The sequence below is a fragment of the Paenibacillus polygoni genome, assembly GCF_030263935.1.
Classification (GTDB): Bacteria; Bacillota; Bacilli; order Paenibacillales; family Paenibacillaceae; genus Paenibacillus; species Paenibacillus polygoni.
The window spans coordinates 2,175,988-2,193,655 of record NZ_CP127162.1; the positions used below are offsets into that span (position 1 = coordinate 2,175,988).

Genomic DNA, 17,668 nt, shown 5'->3' on the forward strand with positions numbered 1-17,668 from the left:
CTTGACTATAGTCTATATGAAACCTGGTCTTAGGACTAGGAAGGTGACAAGATTGTGTTTTTATCCCACATTCTGTAATATTTAACGCTTTGATTCTTACTACCATGTATACGTGAATGTTAACAATCATATGCTGGGCAGGAATTTACATTTTTCAGCAGACGGAGGGTATCTTTTCACCAATCAATAATAATTACTTTATTGAAATATTACTAGTACTATTTTCTTATCAAAAAAGCGCCTCCCGTGTTTGACTTATGTCAACTAACGGAAGACGCAGCTTTTTGAACATGTGAATGATGTAAGTTCATCTACAATAATGAACAGGGCTTTTTTTTGAATTAAAACATAGGTATTACTTACTTTCCTGATACTTAGCCAGATAGTCTTTTACTTTTGCGGGATCGGCTACGAGCTCATTCCCCGTTTTAACGATAGGACTAACTGTGGATACTGCTTTAAATTTATTGTTATTGTAGAACGACAAAATTTCGTCTTGATTAATGGAGTATAGCACGGCTTTTCTTAAATCTTCGCTTTCAGCAACATCTCGGCCTTTTGTATTAAACAATAAGTAGCTGACTCCATTGCTTTCAAGGGTTTGTAATTGCAGTTTACTGTCTTGTTTAACCAAATCATATTTGGTTTCAGGAACACCGTAGTACATATGAATTTCTCCGCTGCGCAGGGCAGATAAAGCATTGTCAGCATCTTTAATGAATTTTACTTTAATTTCAGAAATCTTCGGTTCATACTCTGTACCCGTCATATATCCTGGGTTTTTATAAAATACAGCTTCATAATCATTTTTGGAAGACAAAATGTAAGGGCCGCTTGCATACAGCGTATTGTTGTAAGAGCTTCCTTCTGTTACTGTATTTTGATCTCCGTAAGGGATATCTTTATTCACGTCAAAGTTTGCTACATCATACGTATTAATGCTCTCTACCTGTTTTTTAGACACAATTCCAGCAGACTGGTGAGCTAAATAGTTGAGTACTTGCGGGAAAGGTTCGGTTGTTGTGACTTTCACAACTTGATATTTACCTGATTGATGATCTGCTTGTGTCTTGTCACTAACGAGCTGTGTAATTCCTTGATCTAAACCTTGATTCAGCACATCAATAATAGGATTTCCCGAACCCGCTTGTTTGATGGATTCAAGTGAGCTGAGATCTGTAACGATTTCAGCATCTTTAATATGCTCATGCAAGGAGTAGGTACGGTGATCGGGTACCGAATTCGGATCTTTAGCACGGTTTAGAGAGAAAATGACATCCTCTGCACCAACACGTTCACCGGAGTCTTCCGCTTTTTTATTCGTAATTTTCGCAAAATGAATATCGTCACGCAAAACAAAGTAATAGTCTGAATTACCGTCAGCAATAGCATGATTCAATGAAAGAGATCCGTCAGAAGTAATCTGGTCATCATCCGTTAGATTAACAAGACGAACATACATATTGGTGTTGATTGCGTTGATCGATCCATCATTCCCTTTAATCGGATCAAGTGAAGTTAGAGTCGAAGCTGCCTGCGTCAGAAGAAGCGGCTCTGCCGTATTTTTGGAAGCATCGTTAAACTCTATAGATTCCCATACCTGGGAGCGAGATTTAGACAAGCGAATCGTATCTGGATTCAGTACATCTTTGTTAAATCCTTGGCTTTTTAAAGAAATATAAAGCGGAGCGATATAAGCTTTATCAAAAACAAGATAGTCTTCGAGTTTTTTATACGTTTCTGTATATTCTTCAGGTGTTTCTGTCGCAGCCTGGTCGATGAGTTTGTCGACCTCCGGATCAGCTAGTTTACTGTAATCACCGCCCGTTTTGAAAAGAGAACGGACCGCATAGTCTGGGTTACCCGTTACAGTAGTCCAGCCGGAGAGTGAAATATCATAGTTGCCAGCATCTTCTTGTGCTTTAAAACTGCCGTAATCCGGTTGGAGATTCAGTTTTACATTAAAACCGTTTTTAATGAGCTGATCACGAATAATATTTACATCAGATTCATTATTGCTCATAGCCAGCAGTTCAATATCGACGGGTTCAAGATCAGTGGCAGTCGTATTCTCAGCAGGTTCACTTTCTCCTGCAACATCAGATTTCGTATTCACATTGCAGCCGGATATAACCAGGATGAGGACAAGTAATAGGGGTAAAAGTGCTTTTTTCAAGTAAAACCCTCCTTAAGTTTGTTATCAAGTTGTATTTTGTGAATTAATCAATCTTTGGATCGAGTGCATCTCGAAGTCCATCACCTAGAAAGTTAAAAGATAATACAAGTGCCACAATCGCAAGACCTGGGTAGATTGCCAGGTAGGAATGTGATTCCAGATAAGTGCTGCCGACTTTGAGGATATTCCCCCATTCAGGAATATGCGGTTCAACGCCAAGCCCCAAATAACTCAGACTGCTGGTCGCAATAACGGCTCCGCCAATAGTTAAGGTTGATTTGACAATCATCGGTGCAAAGGAATTCGGTACAATATGTCTGAAAATAATGGATAGATTACTCGATCCAAAAGCCCGAGCCGCATCAACGTATTCATAATTGGAGACCATGAGGACATTTGCTCGCATCGTTCTCGCATAAGTAGGAATGGAGCCAACACTCAGTGCAAGAATGAGATTCGTAGTATTTGCGCCAAATGCGGCAATGATCGCAATCGCAAGCAGGATACCTGGGATGGCATACAGCACATCGAGCAGTCGCATGATGATGTTGTCGGTGTAGCGTCCATAGTAACCGGCAAAAGCTCCAAGTATTCCGCCTATAATAACCGGAATTATGGTAGAGATAAATCCAACGACGAGGGAGATCCTTGCGCCAAATACAATACGAGAAAATAGATCACGGCCAAAATGATCTGTACCCAGCGGGTAAGCAAGATTGGGTGTTTGGAGGATCGCACTGTAGTTATTCTGGACTGCCATATCGTAGTCAAACGTAAAGTAGCTGGATACGGATATGGCGAACATAAATACGATGAAAAAAAGTCCGAACATGGAGCTGTAATTCCTCGTAATTTTGCCCCAGATTCGTTCCCAGTTACCAGACCCTGGTTTCAGTGTTTGGCGTATTTTGAAGATCAAGTCAAGACCAAGTAATAAAGCAAACAGGTTTCCTGTAATACTTGTCAGCATCAGCGGAATCGCCATGTAGATCATCCATTTAGGAGCCTGACGGCGGTCCACAAACACAGCCACAAGGATTAAGGTGATTAAATAAAACACGGTCATGCCGATCAAAACAAACATGGATGGTAAAAAGGTATCCGTCACATAAGGTTTAAACAAGTTTAGTGAGGATACAGCGATGACACAAATCTGGGTTACAAGCAAGTAGATCGCGAGCGTATACTCGCTTGTTGTTTTCTTTTTAATGAAATGTAAGCCAAAAATCGCAGTAAAGAGATTACCGGTGACGATCGATAACACTTGCATATAACCGAGCCGTCTTGTCGCAGATCTAATCTCGCCATACGTCAGTACATCCCGCCGAATAAACCAAGTAATCAGAACTTGAATTATCGTAAACAGCGCGTAGACGGCAAATACAGTGAATAGAGCAGGCTTAATGGTTCTATTTGCAAAATCATAACTGCTTCCAAGGAAAACTACAGTTATCAATAAAGAGACAACCCATATAAATTGAGACTGCATATACTCGGGTGACCATTTTAACTGCTGACTCTTTTCGATTCTAGGAGTCTTTTGTTCAGTAAGAGTAGACATGTCAGCACCTGCTTTAATATTGTTTCATCTTGGACCTGATTCGAGGATCGAAAAAGGCATACAAGATGTCGATGAAAACATTGACAATGGAGATGGTAATCGCCGTGTATACAACACCGCCCAGTATACCGGGAATATCGGGAATAAACTGTTTATCCACAATGTAACTTCCAATCCCGCTAATGTTGAATACCTTCTCTGTGACCGCTGCTCCCCCAAGCATCCCGCCGAATTGAAGACCAATCACCGTAATAATCGGAATAATGGCATTGCCTACTGCATGTCTCCACAGTACAACCCGTCGACTAAGACCTTTTGCTTTCGCTGTAATAATATAATCTTCGTGAATGACTTCGAGGGTAGATGATCTCGTCATCCGCGCTACAGCAGCCGTAAGTCCTGTACCGAGTACAACGACCGGCATAATGATGGAAGCCGCATTTTCTGGACTATAGGTGGCGGGCAGCCAGCCCAGTTTAATGGAAAAGTTCAGAATAAAGATGAGCCCTTGCCAGAAGTTCGGAATGGATAGTCCGAGCAGTGCGATAAACATGAACGTATAATCAAAAAATGAATTTGGTTTTGTTGCCGAGATGATACCCACAGGTATCGCAATAAGTACAGAAAAGAAGAGCGAGATGAGCGTAAGTGTCAGCGTAATCGGAAACTTACGTGCAATGCTTGCGGCAACATCTTCATTCCCTGTATAGGAAGTTCCGAGATCAAACAAAGCAATCCCTTTCATGTTGTTCCACAGCTGGCTAAGATAGCCTTGATCCAGTCCATAAATATGGTTGAAGTTCGCTATCTGCTCTTTTGTTGCACCTTCTCCAAGAATGTTGGCAGCGGGATCAAAAGGTGACATGTAAAGGAGAGTGAAGACAATAACGACAACACCCATAATAACGAAGATCGTCATTACGAAACGTTCCATTACATATTTGGTATACGGATTACTGTAAAGCAGAATCACCATATACATCAGAATTCCGGGAAGAAAAGATAAGATAAGAAACAGCCTGTTATGTACTAGGGTTTGAAAAGTTTGATCATAGGAAGGTTTCTCAAGTCCTCGTTCCTGAAGGCGGAGTCGTATAAGTTCTTCCTGTTTCTCTAGACGCGTATCGTTCGCCCACTTCTCTGCTGTTTCTTGAATCTGTTTAGCGGAACCTGATTGATCGAAAAAGGCATGTTTACGTTCTAATTGCAAAGTGTACCGCTCTACTAACTCATTATAGAAATTGGCTTCACTCAATTCTTGTTGCACTTGTGTGCTGACTTCAGTGGCAATAGATCGATTACGATGTAGTAAATAGTAAAACAAAACAAACAAATGAACCGGAAATCCAACAACAAAGAGAAAGAACGAATAGGCAGGACGAACCCTTATCTTCTTGTACAATTCACTAATGATGCTTGATAAACGGAAAAGCTCTGTTGAAGGACCTGGTTGTTTTCTCGCAATCTCCACGGTTTTGGCCTCCTTTCGGGTTTAAATTGCATAATTCCGATCAATATAGTATATTTTATTTACCGCTGTTTAAAAAGTCAATCTTTCCAAGTATAAATTTTACATAGTTTCAAGAAAACATCGTTGGTAGGTGAACATAATGGATGCTAGTATTTTACAAGTAAAAAACCTGAGAGTATCTTTTTTGAATCAGGAAAGAGAGTTTGAAGCCGTTAAAGGGGTTAGTTTTGAGCTAAAAAAAGGAGAGACACTTGGCATTGTCGGAGAGTCAGGGAGCGGTAAGAGCGTTACGGCCCGTTCCATTATGCGACTGCTTCCCACACCACCTGCTCAGATGAAAGACGGCGAGATCCTATTTATGGGCCAAAATTTGGCTCATAAAACAGAGAAAGAGATGGAATCCATCCGGGGAAGAGATATAGGAATGATTTTTCAAGATCCGATGACTTCACTTAACCCGACCATAAAAATAGGAAAACAAATTGCTGAAAGCCTAAAAAAACATCGCAAGCTGTCCAGGAAAGAAGCAAAGCAAGAAGCGATTGAAATGTTGAAGTTAGTCGGTATAAGAGATAGTGAGACGAGGTATAATCAGTACCCGCATGAATTCTCTGGGGGAATGAGGCAGCGTGCAATGATTGCTATTGCGCTTGCGTGCCGTCCTGCTTTGCTGATTGCTGATGAACCGACTACGGCTCTTGATGTGACGATTCAAGCTCAGATTCTGAATGTCATGAAACATATGCAAGAGAAATTTGGAACCTCTATCATTCTCATCACCCACGATCTTGGAGTTGTAGCCGGAATGTGTGATCGCGTTGTGGTCATGAAAAGCGGCGAAGTAGTGGAGACAGGTACGACGGAAGAAATTTTTGAGGAAGCGAAGCATCCTTACACTCAAAAACTTTTACATGCACTCCCTCGTCTAGATGAGAAGAAGAAACCGAAGCCCGCTTCCCTAATTCTGAACACAAGCAAGGAACCGCTGCTCGAAGTAACGGGACTCAAACAATATTTTAATATGGGCAGAGGACAGATCATTAAAGCAGTAGATAATATCAGTTTTCATATCGCCCCTGGGGAAACGCTTGGCGTAGTAGGTGAATCCGGTTCTGGAAAGTCGACGACGGGAAGATCCATTTTACGACTGCATGAACCTACGGCAGGAGAAGTATTATATCAAGGCATGCCGATCCACCGTTTAAATGGAAAAGAAATGAAGTTGATGCGCAGACATATGCAGATGATATTCCAAGATCCCTATGCTTCGCTCAACCCCAGATTCAAGATTATGGACATTATTGGTGAATCCATGGATGTTCATCATATGAGCGGAAGTAAAGAGGCTCGTAAAAAGCGAGTCGAAGAGCTGCTGGATCTTGTAGGTTTGGAGCCTTCTTTTGCAGAACGTTATCCTCATGAATTCTCTGGCGGACAAAGACAGCGTATTGGTATTGCCCGCGCATTAGCTGTGGAGCCTAAGTTTCTAGTATGTGATGAACCCTTATCTGCACTCGATGTATCCATTCAGTCACAAGTCGTGGAACTGCTTGAAGATTTGCAGCATAAGCTGGGACTTACCTATCTATTCATCGCGCATGATCTATCGATGGTTAAACATATCAGCGACCGGGTAGCAGTGATGTATGCAGGGAAGATTGTGGAACTTGCGGAAAGCGAAGAATTATATGCTAATCCGCAGCATGAATATACGAAATCTCTTCTTGCAGCCATTCCGGTGCCTGACCCCAAGATCGAATCCAAGAAAACTCGTAAACTACTAGAAGAACAAACAAGTGCCGATAAATATAATCTATTACAATCGGAACTCGTAGAAGTATCGAAAGGTCATTTTGTTGCAGTTCCAACGGGATAAAACTCTAATACGGGATAAAATAACTAATAAACGAATGGCTGAATAACGGCTGATAGCACGGGTTATGTGTAGGTTTTCATCATTCTTGGTGTTGTAGTCCACTTAAGATTAGATGTAAACCTATTCACAAAGAATAGTTGTAGAAACAGAAAAAAACAGAAGGAATGAGCATGCATGAGCTCTATTCTTTCTGTTTTTTATTTTACACAATCCAGCAATGTTTTTAATGTGTAGGTGCTAGAATAAGAGGGTATATACAAATATTAACATTATAGGAGGGAAAAGATGGAGACAATACGGAAGAAGAATCTTGGCAGCCGCTTTTTTAAATATGTGGTGGCAGCCGCATTAGCACTGTCTGTTCAGACTGGATGGTCAGCTGACATTACGCCTACTGCTCAAGCAGAGAGCGCACAAGATCCCGCACCCTATATTCAAGCTAAAGTAGTTAATGAAAATGCGGGTAAGAGAGTATTGTTCGACAATACCCATGCACAAACGGCAGGAGCGGCGGATTGGGTCATTGATGGAGGATTCTCCGATTTCGGCAATGCGCTTGCTTCAGATGGTTATTATGTAAAAGAACTCCGTAAGTCTACTCCAATCACGCTGACAGATCTCTCCGATTATGATGTTTTTGTCGTAGCAGAGCCGAATATACCCTTTAAACAAAGCGAACAAATGGCAATGGAGCAATATGTGGATCAAGGTGGAAGTATCTTTTTCATTGGTGATCATTATAATGCGGACCGGAACAAAAACCGCTGGGACGGTTCTGAGTCCATTAATGGATACCGCAGAGGGGCTTATACAGACCCAGCAAAAGGGATGAGTACTGAAGAGAAAAATTCAGCAGCGATGCAAGGTGTTGTCAGTTCGGACTGGCTTGCTGATAACTTTGGTGTAAGATTCCGTTACAATGCGCTGGGTGATATCACGGCGAACAATATCGTTGCTCCTAGTCAATCATTTGGGATAACCGAAGGGGTATCGAAGGTAGCCATGCATGCGGGCTCGACACTCGCCATTATCGATCCAACAAAAGCCAAAGGGATTGTATATTTACCAAAGACAAATGCAGCTTGGGGCAATGCCGTCGACCAAGGTGTATATAACGGAGGCGGAATAGAAGAAGGTCCTTATGTGGCTGTAGCAAAAGCCGGTCTTGGTAAAGCAGCCTTCATCGGCGATTCTTCCCCAGTCGAGGATGCAACTCCTAAGTACGTTCGTGAGGAAAATGGCAGTAAAAAAACGACGTATGATGGTTTTAAAGAACAAGATGATGGGGTTCTCTTGGTTAATCTAGTAAACTGGCTTTCCGAAGATGAGGATTATTCTGATTTTACGGAAGTAGATGGTCTTGCACTTGATCAGCCAACACCTTTGCTGCCGTTTGAGGTGCCCGCTGCTTCTACAGAACCTCAGTCAGAACCATGGTCTCAGCCTGCTGCCGGTTATAAATGGTGGGATTCATCTACGTTTAAAGCAGGTTCTTATGGTAGTACCGCAGCAACTCCTTCAAGCCCACAGTATAATTTTGTGCATCAAAACCAGCTTCCTAACAGCGAAGTTTTCCAAATCCGTGTGGTCGTGAATAATCTTGCGCCAAACAGTACGGTAACTGGGTATAGTGCAGGTATCTATACGACAGGCGGAACACAAGTTGCCAAAATTCAAAATGCAGACCTGTCCTGGCCAAGTGCTTATGGTTATAGTCAGACATTCAGCTTGACGGCGAATAGTAAAGGCATAGCAACAAAGGACATTACTGTACAGATAAAACCAGGTACAACCGGAGCAGCGAATTTGAGGCTCAGACTAAACGGTAATAATCTGGTGACAAACCCAGTTACAATCGCAAATGTTCCTGCAGAGCCGCTTCCTGATGGGGAAGGTCAGGCTCCTGAAATTACACTGTCAACGATTAGTGAAGCGAGAACGAAAAGCGAGGGAGCTCAGGTTATGGTCGAAGGCGTAGTGACGACACAGCCGGGCAGCTTTGGGGGACAAGCATTTTATATACAGGATGATACCGCTGGGATCTATGTGTATCAAACGCAAAGTGGATTCAAGATCGGGGATAAGGTAAGGGTAAAGGCGGCTTTAACCGTATATAATACAGAACTTGAACTTGATGAGATTGAATCCATTGAAAAAATAGGTGACGGTAATGTTCCTAGTACGAAACCCGTAGTTTCTTTAGGGGATGACACACAAGGTCAGCTGGTACAACTGAATAACGTTACCATTGAAAACTTGGTTAGTGCGTCTCCTGCAGGATCCTTTGAATTTGATGCCGTAGGGGAGCAAAAAAGTCATGTGAGGATTGATGCTCGTACGGGAATCACGGTGGACAACTTTCCTTATAAAGCCGGAGATAAAGTGAATCTGACAGGCATATCTGCTATTTTTCGCGGGGTATATCAGTTAAAACCTAGAGGACTCAGTGATATTACACTTGCGGAAAGTACAGAGCCTGAAACACCTGAAGAACCGAGTGAACCTGTTCTTGCTGAAGGTGTGCCCGGACAAGCAGTACTAACGAGCAATAACGGCCATGACAATGGACTACAGGATGGAAGTTATGAGATTACGATGAACTTGTGGTGGGGAAATAACGCGACCGAATACAAATTATACGAGAATGGAACGCTTATCGATACCCAAAAAATCAGTGATCGTACGCCGGAAAGACAGTCTGCAGTAACATCGATTACTGGAAAAGCAAACGGAACTTATACCTATAAGAGCGAACTGACTAACAGCTACGGTACGAGCGCGTCCACTTCCGTTGTCGTTGTAGTAACGGATGCCAATCCAGGAAAAGCCATACTTTCTCATGATAACTGGGATCAAGACGGTAACTACAAGGTGGAAATGAATCTATGGTGGGGCACAAACGCAACTTCTTACCGTTTATATGAGAATCGCGAGCTTATTGATACCCAGTCTTTAAGTGCACAGACGCCGAATGCCCAGCGCGCAGTGTCTGCCATAACGAATCGTTCCCAAGGAACATATGAGTATTATGCAGAGCTTGTGAATGATTCAGGAAAAACAGTAACTGATAAAGTAATCGTTGTTGTAAAATAGCGTAAAAGTGCTGATGACCTGGGCAGGTTATCAGCACTTTTTAAATGTAAAAAAAAGGTTTGACAACCATTTTTACTGTTGATAAAATAAACGACAGATCAAACAGATTGAAGTTTCTTACATTTTGTGAAATGACAATAGAATAGCGAATCGACCAGACAACTGGAGATATCACGCTTTTTTTCTTTTTGTAAAAGGTGCTTTTTTGTAGTGTAGAATACACCTGTAATGCGTTGTGTCTCTTTTTTTTATCCTTTTATCCTACTAAACAGGTAAGTTTAATTTATATACTCAAGTTAGGGGGTTCTTCGATGTCAACCAGTACACTGCGGATCGAGCAGCTGAATAAAGTCTTTCATGCACCAGCAGGAGACGTTATAGCGCTCCATCAGATTGATCTTCAAGTCCGCAAAGGAGAATTCCTAACCATGATTGGCCCGAGCGGATGCGGTAAAAGTACACTGCTCAAAATCATTGCAGGTCTAGACACTTCATATGAAGGTAAAGTCTTGCTGAATGAACAGCCCATCACGGGACCTAGTATTCAAAAAGGATTTATATTTCAAGAGCCGCGCTTATTTCCTTGGTTGAATGTAGAGAAGAACATTGCCGGAAATTTATCACTGAAAAAACCGGATGTTCGCAAAAAGGTATCTGAACTAATCGAACTGGTTCGTTTAGAAGGGTTTGAACAATCTTACCCGAGGGAGCTATCCGGAGGCATGGCGCAGCGCGTGGCAATTGCAAGAGCACTGCTTCGTGAGCCAGACGTGCTTTTGCTTGATGAACCTTTTGGAGCCCTGGATGCTTTTACAAGATCGCATATGCAGGAAGTTCTTTTGGATATCTGGCAGAGAAACCGCACCACGATGATCTTCGTTACTCATGATCTTGATGAAGCTGTGTTCCTGGGAGAAAGAGTTGTCATTATGAATCCGAGACCTGGCCAGATCCGGTCCATTCAGCCTATTGATTTACCTTTCCCGCGGAAAAGAACGGGATCTTCATTTCAAGAACTTAGAGCAAAAGTGCTGCGAGAATTTGAAAAAGGAGAAGAACCTGAATTCGACGCGGGAGCAGGCATATAACTGGTAAAGCCACTATTGAACTTAGGGGAGAGAAATAAACATGAATAAGAGATTCTGGTCTTTTACATTATTATTGGTGGCTTTACTCGCGATTGCGGGCTGTGCAAAAGATACAGAACAGAACAGCGGAGCAGGAGGAAGCAAAGATTCAGTCGTTCGGATCGGAGTTCAAGGCAGCGGGGGGTTATTCGGGAAAGCACGCGAAGAACAGTGGTTCGAGAAAGAATTCGCTAAACATGGAGTTACCGTAGAATGGGCTGAATTCCAAAGCGGTCCTCCGATGACAGAGGCCATGGCCTCAAATCGACTTGATTTTGCGGGACTTGGGAACATGCCGATTATTGCAGCACAGGCAGCCGACATTTCTTTTAAAGTCATTTCTCAAACCCTAGAGGGAAAAAATAATGTGGCTATTATTGTGCCCGCGGATAGTCCAGCTCAGTCGATCAGTGACCTAAAAGGTAAGAAAGTGGCCGTTACCAAAGGAAGCAACGCATTTAACTTTTTGTATAGAGGTCTAGATGCTGAAGGTATCTCCGCCTCTGATGTAGAGGTCATTCAGCTTCAGCCAGACGAAACTCAGCCTGCATTTGAATCAGGAAGCGTTGATGCTTGGGCAACTTGGGATCCTTATATCACGCTAAACACACTGACAGGCAAAGCAAAAATTCTAACCGATGGCGAAAAGCTAGGAATTTTATCTCCCTCTTTTAATATCGTACGCAAAGAATTTGCTGACAAAAACCCAGATCTCGTTACCCTTTATTTAAAAGTGCTGAATGACGCACTCACTTGGGAGAATGAGCATAAAGACGAGGCTATTCAGAGATACGCGGATGAGCGGGGCATTCCGGTCGATGTGATCCAAGGTACTTTTGACCGAGCGAGACAAATTAATATACCCGCCAGTGATGCGATTATAGAAGAACAGCAGAAAACAGCGGATTTTCAATATGAGCAAAAAATAATTCGCAAAAAAATTGAGGTAAAGAGCGTATTTGATAATCAGTATATCGAAAAAGCACTGCAGCCATAAAAGGCAGATGTGAAGAAACGGGGTGTTTTTCATGCTTCAAAACAGTGTCAGTAAATTAGCAAAGAAGCGGGAGGGCCCCCGCGAGTGGCTTCGGAAGAAAGACCAAAGGTGGAAAATAAGGTGGATTAACATTGCTTTGGGTTCGTCCGTACCAATAATCCTGATTATAATTTGGCAGGTTGCGGGTTCGCTAGGCTTACTTAACCCCGTTCTTCTCCCTACACCCGTTGTCATCTGGAATGAACTAGTTGCCATGACTCTATCGGGTGAATTAGTTTCAAACCTCGGCATTTCAGCAGGGAGAGCCTTTCTTGGATTTATTCTAGGAGGAGGACTAGGACTTGCCGCAGGAGTGTGGGTTGGTTTTTCTTACAAAGCGGAGCGGCTGGTTGATCCTTCTCTTCAAATGCTGCGGACGCTTCCCCATCTAGCAATCGCCCCCTTGTTTATTTTATGGTTCGGCTTTGGGGAAACTTCCAAAATTTTATTGATTGCAAAAGGAGCCTTCTTCCCGCTCTACGTCAATACGTTTCTTGGGATCCGTTCGGTAGACAACAAACTATTTGATGTAGCCCGAGTCCTGGAATTCAGCAGATGGGAGCTGATCTGGAAGCTGATTGTACCGGCAGCACTGCCTAATATTTTTCTCGGTATCCGTTTATCCATCGGGGTTGCATGGCTTGGACTCGTAGTGGCCGAACTTATGGGTTCGAGTTCCGGTATTGGATACATCATTAATGATGCTAGGTCATTCTCTTTAACATCGGTTGTGTTCGTCGGTATTATCGTGTTTGCGGTCGTTGGGAAATTGTCTGATTCCTTCATCAGATGGCTCGAACATCGCATGCTTTCCTGGCAAGACAGTTACAAGGGAGGTGGAAGATAGTGAAAGCTGATTCCACTCCGAGGAAGCAGTTCCGCTCTAAGGACTGGCTTGATCACATTCCTGCTCCTCTTCATGCATGGGTGCTTCCGATCCTGCTTGTAGCCGTATGGCAGGCAGCGGGCAGTCTCGAACTCATTGCACCTAATTTGCTCCCGACTCCAATTGCGATAAGTAAGCAGTTTATCAGTCTGGTACAAAGCGGTACGCTTTGGGAGCATTTCACGATTAGTACATTTCGTGCTTTATCAGGGTTTTTAATAGGTGGACTTACCGGATTGTTTCTTGGACTATTTACGGGACTCGGGAAAATGGCAGAACGAACACTAGACCCTTCCGTTCAGATGCTGCGGACCATTCCGCTGTTATCACTCATCCCGTTATTCATCCTTTGGTTTGGAATTGGGGAATTTTCGAAAATATTAATGATTTCTTTAGGCGCTTTTTTTCCAGTGTATGTGAATACCTTTCTTGGGATTCGAAGTGTGGATGTCAAGCTGTATGATGTATCCCGGATTTTTGAGTACTCTAAATTGCAGCTGCTGACCCGTTTAATCCTGCCGGCAGCACTTCCTAACATTCTGTTAGGTGTTCGGTTAGCACTTGGCGTAGCGTGGCTGGTACTAGTGGTCGCAGAGATGATGGGAACAAGCAGCGGGATCGGATATATGATTCAAGATGCTAGAGCGTACTCGCAAACAGATATCGTTTTTGTAGGCATTATTATTTTCGCCATTATCGGAAAACTCTCTGATTCCATCGTTCGTATGCTGGAGTCAAGACTTCTTCGCTGGAGAGAGACTTATAAAGGCTAGGTAACATTCCAAATAAATAGCAGAAGGGTTGTTTAACACATGAGACAAAGAAATGAACAGATGCATTTAGGCGCTTTTATTTATTATACAGGACATCATCATGCAGGCTGGAGACATCCAGATTCAGGTGTGGAACAACTGTTTGATATTGAAATGTACAAAAAAATAGCACAGACAGCCGAACGAGGAAAGTTTGATATGATGTTTTTTGCTGATCTGCTTTACGTAAGGGAAGTGGAGTATGCCGCTTCTGGTATGCTTGATCCGATTACTTTACTGTCTGCGTTATCCATGGTTACAGAGCGAATTGGTCTCACGGCTACCGTGTCAACGACGTATAATGAACCTTATAATGTAGCACGTAAATTTGCTTCCCTTGATTATATCAGCGGAGGGCGAGCAGGGTGGAATATTGTAACTTCTCAATTAGATTTAGAAGCTCATAACTATGGCAGACCTGAACATCCAGAGCATGCACTTCGGTATGAGATGGCAAGTGAATTTACGGGTGCAGTAACTTCATTATGGGACACATGGGAAGACGATGCGCTTGTACTTGATCGTGAGAACGGAAAATTTGCCGATGGATCAAAAGTGAAAGAAGCCGATTTTAAAGGGAAATTCTATTCGACCAAAGGACCGCTCAATGTACCGCGTCCACCGCAAGGATATCCAGTGCTCATTCAGGCAGGTTCTTCCGAACCAGGGCAAGCTTTTGCTGCTCAGTACGGGGAAGTGATCTTTACGGCACAGCAATCAATTAAAGCAGCAAAGCGTTTCTATCAGCAACTAAATGAGAAATTGGTGCAGAGTGGACGTAAAAAAGGTACGCTGAAAATTATGCCGGGCCTTTCACCTATTCTAGGAGCAACAGAAGAAGAAGCACAAAGAAAATATCAGGAACTTCAGAACCTGATCCCTGCAGAAACTGCGATTTTGGCGCTGTCTGGTTTCCTTCAATATGATCTGAGCGGCTACCCAGCAGATGGTCCACTGCCTACTGATATTCCTGATCCGGTAGCTGCTTCAAATGGAATGAAGAGCCGAGTGAAATTGTTCTTGGAAATGGCTTATGAGGACAATTTATCTATCCTTGATTTGGGTAGAAAGATACTGAGTACACGCGGACATATGCAGTTTGTGGGAACACCTGAGCAGCTGGCAGATCTGATGGAAGAATGGTTTGATTCCTATGCTTGCGATGGCTTTAATATTATGCCGCCCGTACTTCCAGGAGACCTAGAAGATTTCGTGAATCTGGCTATTCCTGTTCTGCAAAAACGAGGTTTATTTAGAGAAGAATATACAGGCTCTACGCTAAGAGAGCATCTTGGTCTAGAACGTCCTGAACTTGGACATTTTAAGCCAAAGCATGAGCTGAGTGCAGGAGTGTAATTAAAAGAAGATCTTCACTCGCAGTTTACTTTTTCTATACTTTCCTTTACAATGGAACCAAATTTCATTATCCCTTTCGTTGCTTTAATTCGGAGATATGAAATTGATTCAGTAACGCTATAAAATTTTATATATTAAATGTATGACCCCACTTTTTATTGTTTTCGTGTTTCCAAAAACAATAAAAAGTGGGGTTTTTGCGTGGGGGGATCGTTTTGTTTCAATTATTGAAGAATTCCATGTATGTATTTTTAGGAGCGTGTTCATTCGGCATCTTGTCCACCGTCATTAAACTGGGATATGAAAAAGGATTCACGTTTGGGCAACTGACACTTGGACAATTTGGGACGGGGTGGTTGTTGTTGTTTATTCTGATGCTCCTATTCTCTAGGAAAAAAGTGAGTTTTAAACAGAGTCTTCGTCTTGCTGGAGTTGGCACCTGTACCTGTCTGACAGGAATCTCTTATTATCTGTCATTAGAAAGTATACCCGCGTCAATTGCGGTCGTACTCCTATTTCAATTTACATGGATCGGTGTCCTCATTGAGGCGATCGTAACTAGGAAGCGGCCATCCACGGCTACGATGGTGTCTGTGTTTCTATTGCTTATAGGAACCTTCCTTGCCGGAGGGATTATAGGCGTTGAATCACTTGAACTAAATCTAAAGGGTACGTTATTCGGTCTAGCTGCTGCCGTGACGATGGCTCTCTTTGTTTTCTTCAGCGGCAGAGTAGAAGTACATATTTCACCGCTTACGAGAAGTTTTTATACTTCGATAGGCAGTTTACTTTTGCTTCTCACGATTCTGACACCCAAAGTAATACTTGAAGTATCGTTTGCTGACGGGTACTTTTTGTATGGACTTATATTGGGGACTTTTGGAGTAGTGTTACCTGTATTACTATTTGCCCTCGGAGCACCGAAAATAAGTACGGGACTTGCCACTATTCTAGGGGCAGGAGAACTGCCCGTTGCTGTGATTGCCTCCGTCTGCATATTGCAAGAGGATGTATCCATTATTCAATGGATCGGAATCATCATTATTTTATTCGGTATCGTATATCCTCAAATTTTCGGCAGAAATGTGGGGCACCATGAAAAGACGGCAGTTCAATTGTAAGGATGAGAAGAAGCTTGGTGAAGTAAATACGGGAATGTGATTCAAAAATACATCAAGTGATAACATAAAAGAAAGGACCCTCGCAGATGAGGGTCCTTTGTCCTTTTCTCACATATCGTCCATTCAAATTCATAAGAACAATCTTACTTAACAAGGCTGTCAAGTATATTATCGATCATTTGGGAGTTCGCCACGGCGCCTGTATACAGCCAGCTGGTATCTTTACCAAATTCATATACATTTCCGTTTTTCACAGCCGGGATATTCTTCCATAGATCATCTTTTAATGCTTCACTACCTGTGTCGGAGTCACTGTTGATGAGGAAGAGGTGGTCAGCATCAAGTTCTGCAAGTTTCTCTAGGGAAACAGGAAGCCAGTTACCTGTACCAGTAGTTGAAATCTCTTGGACTACTTCTGGAACAGCAAGTCCCAGGTCATCATACATTACTGTACCGCTGGATAGGTCTTGGCTAACCATATAGAACTGTTTTTGTACTAGCCAGATTGCAGCAGCGGATTCACCTGGTACAGCTTCAGCGAGTTTTTCTTTTGCTTCGGCTGCTGTCGCATCATAATCATCAAGTACTTGCTGTGCTTCTTTATCCTTACCTAAAATTTCTCCAATCTTCAGGAGTTCTTCTCTCCAGTCATTGTTCTCTTCACTACCGATTACATACGTGGCTGCAATCTTGGAGTACTGATCGTATTTCTCCCCAGCAGCCATATCCGCAGAATCCATGATGATCAGGTCTGGTTCAAAGCTCGCCACTTCTTCAAATGGCAGATCATAAGAGATGGTTGGTACATCTTTTATTTCCGTTTGGAGATATTCTTGGATTCCGTTCGCAACAGACCACTGTGCAACCGGCTTTACACCAAGCGCAACGAGATGATCTTCAAGGTAAGAAGCGATAATTCGCTGCGGGTTAGCTGGAATAACCACTTCATGTCCTACGGCATCCGTTAATGTACGATCTTGAGAGGTATTTTGAGCATCGGTTGCAGGTACTTCTGCATTTGTATTCGAATTCGGTGTGGTATGATTAGGAGTATCTTCATTCGTTCCGCAAGCGGATAAAAAAGCGGATACGACGAGCAAGCTCGACAGTAAAGTCATTAGTTTTTTCTTTCTCATGATTGTGGTTCCCCCTA

General features: G+C 42.7%; 12 protein-coding genes. 8 read left to right on the plus strand and 4 right to left on the minus strand.

Annotated elements, in window-relative coordinates; translation table 11 throughout:
• Nucleotides 1-355 precede the first annotated feature (355 nt).
• The 3 genes from QPK24_RS10465 to QPK24_RS10475 are packed head-to-tail and all read right to left on the minus strand — an operon-like array spanning nucleotide 356 to nucleotide 5,208.
• Nucleotides 356-2,176, minus strand: a complete 1,821-nt coding sequence (locus QPK24_RS10465; RefSeq protein ID WP_285748473.1) for an ABC transporter substrate-binding protein — start codon at nucleotides 2,174-2,176, stop codon at nucleotides 356-358.
• 43 nt (nucleotides 2,177-2,219) lie between these two features.
• Nucleotides 2,220-3,737, minus strand: a complete 1,518-nt coding sequence (locus QPK24_RS10470; RefSeq protein WP_285748475.1) for an ABC transporter permease — start codon at nucleotides 3,735-3,737, stop codon at nucleotides 2,220-2,222.
• 13 nt (nucleotides 3,738-3,750) lie between these two features.
• Nucleotides 3,751-5,208, minus strand: coding sequence for an ABC transporter permease (locus QPK24_RS10475; RefSeq protein ID WP_407082974.1), 1,458 nt, complete (start codon nucleotides 5,206-5,208; stop codon nucleotides 3,751-3,753).
• Between the two features lie 139 nt (nucleotides 5,209-5,347).
• On the opposite strand from QPK24_RS10475, the gene QPK24_RS10480 reads away from it, so the two are divergent.
• From QPK24_RS10480 to QPK24_RS10515, 8 genes are all read left to right on the plus strand, one after another.
• Entirely contained in the window at nucleotides 5,348-7,084 is a 1,737-nt protein-coding gene (locus tag QPK24_RS10480) for an ABC transporter ATP-binding protein (RefSeq protein ID WP_285748477.1), read from the plus strand.
• A 285-nt stretch (nucleotides 7,085-7,369) separates the two neighbouring features.
• A complete protein-coding gene (locus tag QPK24_RS10485; RefSeq protein WP_285748479.1) occupies nucleotides 7,370-10,177 on the plus strand; it encodes a chitinase N-terminal domain-containing protein in 2,808 nt (935 codons plus the stop codon).
• A 311-nt stretch (nucleotides 10,178-10,488) separates the two neighbouring features.
• A complete protein-coding gene (locus tag QPK24_RS10490; protein WP_285748481.1) occupies nucleotides 10,489-11,265 on the plus strand; it encodes an ABC transporter ATP-binding protein in 777 nt (258 codons plus the stop codon).
• 40 nt (nucleotides 11,266-11,305) lie between these two features.
• Nucleotides 11,306-12,301 (plus strand): aliphatic sulfonate ABC transporter substrate-binding protein, encoded by a 996-nt coding sequence (locus QPK24_RS10495; RefSeq protein WP_285748483.1) that lies wholly within the window; start codon nucleotides 11,306-11,308, stop codon nucleotides 12,299-12,301.
• Nucleotides 12,302-12,332: 31 nt separating this feature from the next.
• The gene (locus QPK24_RS10500; protein WP_285748485.1) at nucleotides 12,333-13,187 is read left to right on the plus strand and encodes an ABC transporter permease; all 855 of its coding nucleotides are present in this window, start codon (nucleotides 12,333-12,335) and stop codon (nucleotides 13,185-13,187) included.
• Entirely contained in the window at nucleotides 13,184-13,999 is an 816-nt protein-coding gene (locus QPK24_RS10505) for an ABC transporter permease (RefSeq protein ID WP_407083007.1), read from the plus strand. The genes QPK24_RS10500 and QPK24_RS10505 overlap by 4 nt, the downstream gene beginning before the upstream one ends.
• Before the next feature lie 39 nt (nucleotides 14,000-14,038).
• Complete coding sequence (locus QPK24_RS10510) at nucleotides 14,039-15,394, plus strand: LLM class flavin-dependent oxidoreductase (RefSeq protein ID WP_285748487.1); 1,356 nt, start codon at nucleotides 14,039-14,041, stop codon at nucleotides 15,392-15,394.
• Nucleotides 15,395-15,609: 215 nt separating this feature from the next.
• Complete coding sequence (locus QPK24_RS10515) at nucleotides 15,610-16,515, plus strand: EamA family transporter (protein ID WP_285748489.1); 906 nt, start codon at nucleotides 15,610-15,612, stop codon at nucleotides 16,513-16,515.
• A gap of 143 nt (nucleotides 16,516-16,658) precedes the next feature.
• On the opposite strand, the gene QPK24_RS10520 is transcribed toward QPK24_RS10515, so the two are convergent.
• On the minus strand, nucleotides 16,659-17,651 hold the full coding sequence (locus QPK24_RS10520) for an iron-hydroxamate ABC transporter substrate-binding protein (protein WP_285748490.1): 993 nt from the start codon (nucleotides 17,649-17,651) through the stop codon (nucleotides 16,659-16,661).
• Nucleotides 17,652-17,668 lie beyond the last annotated feature (17 nt).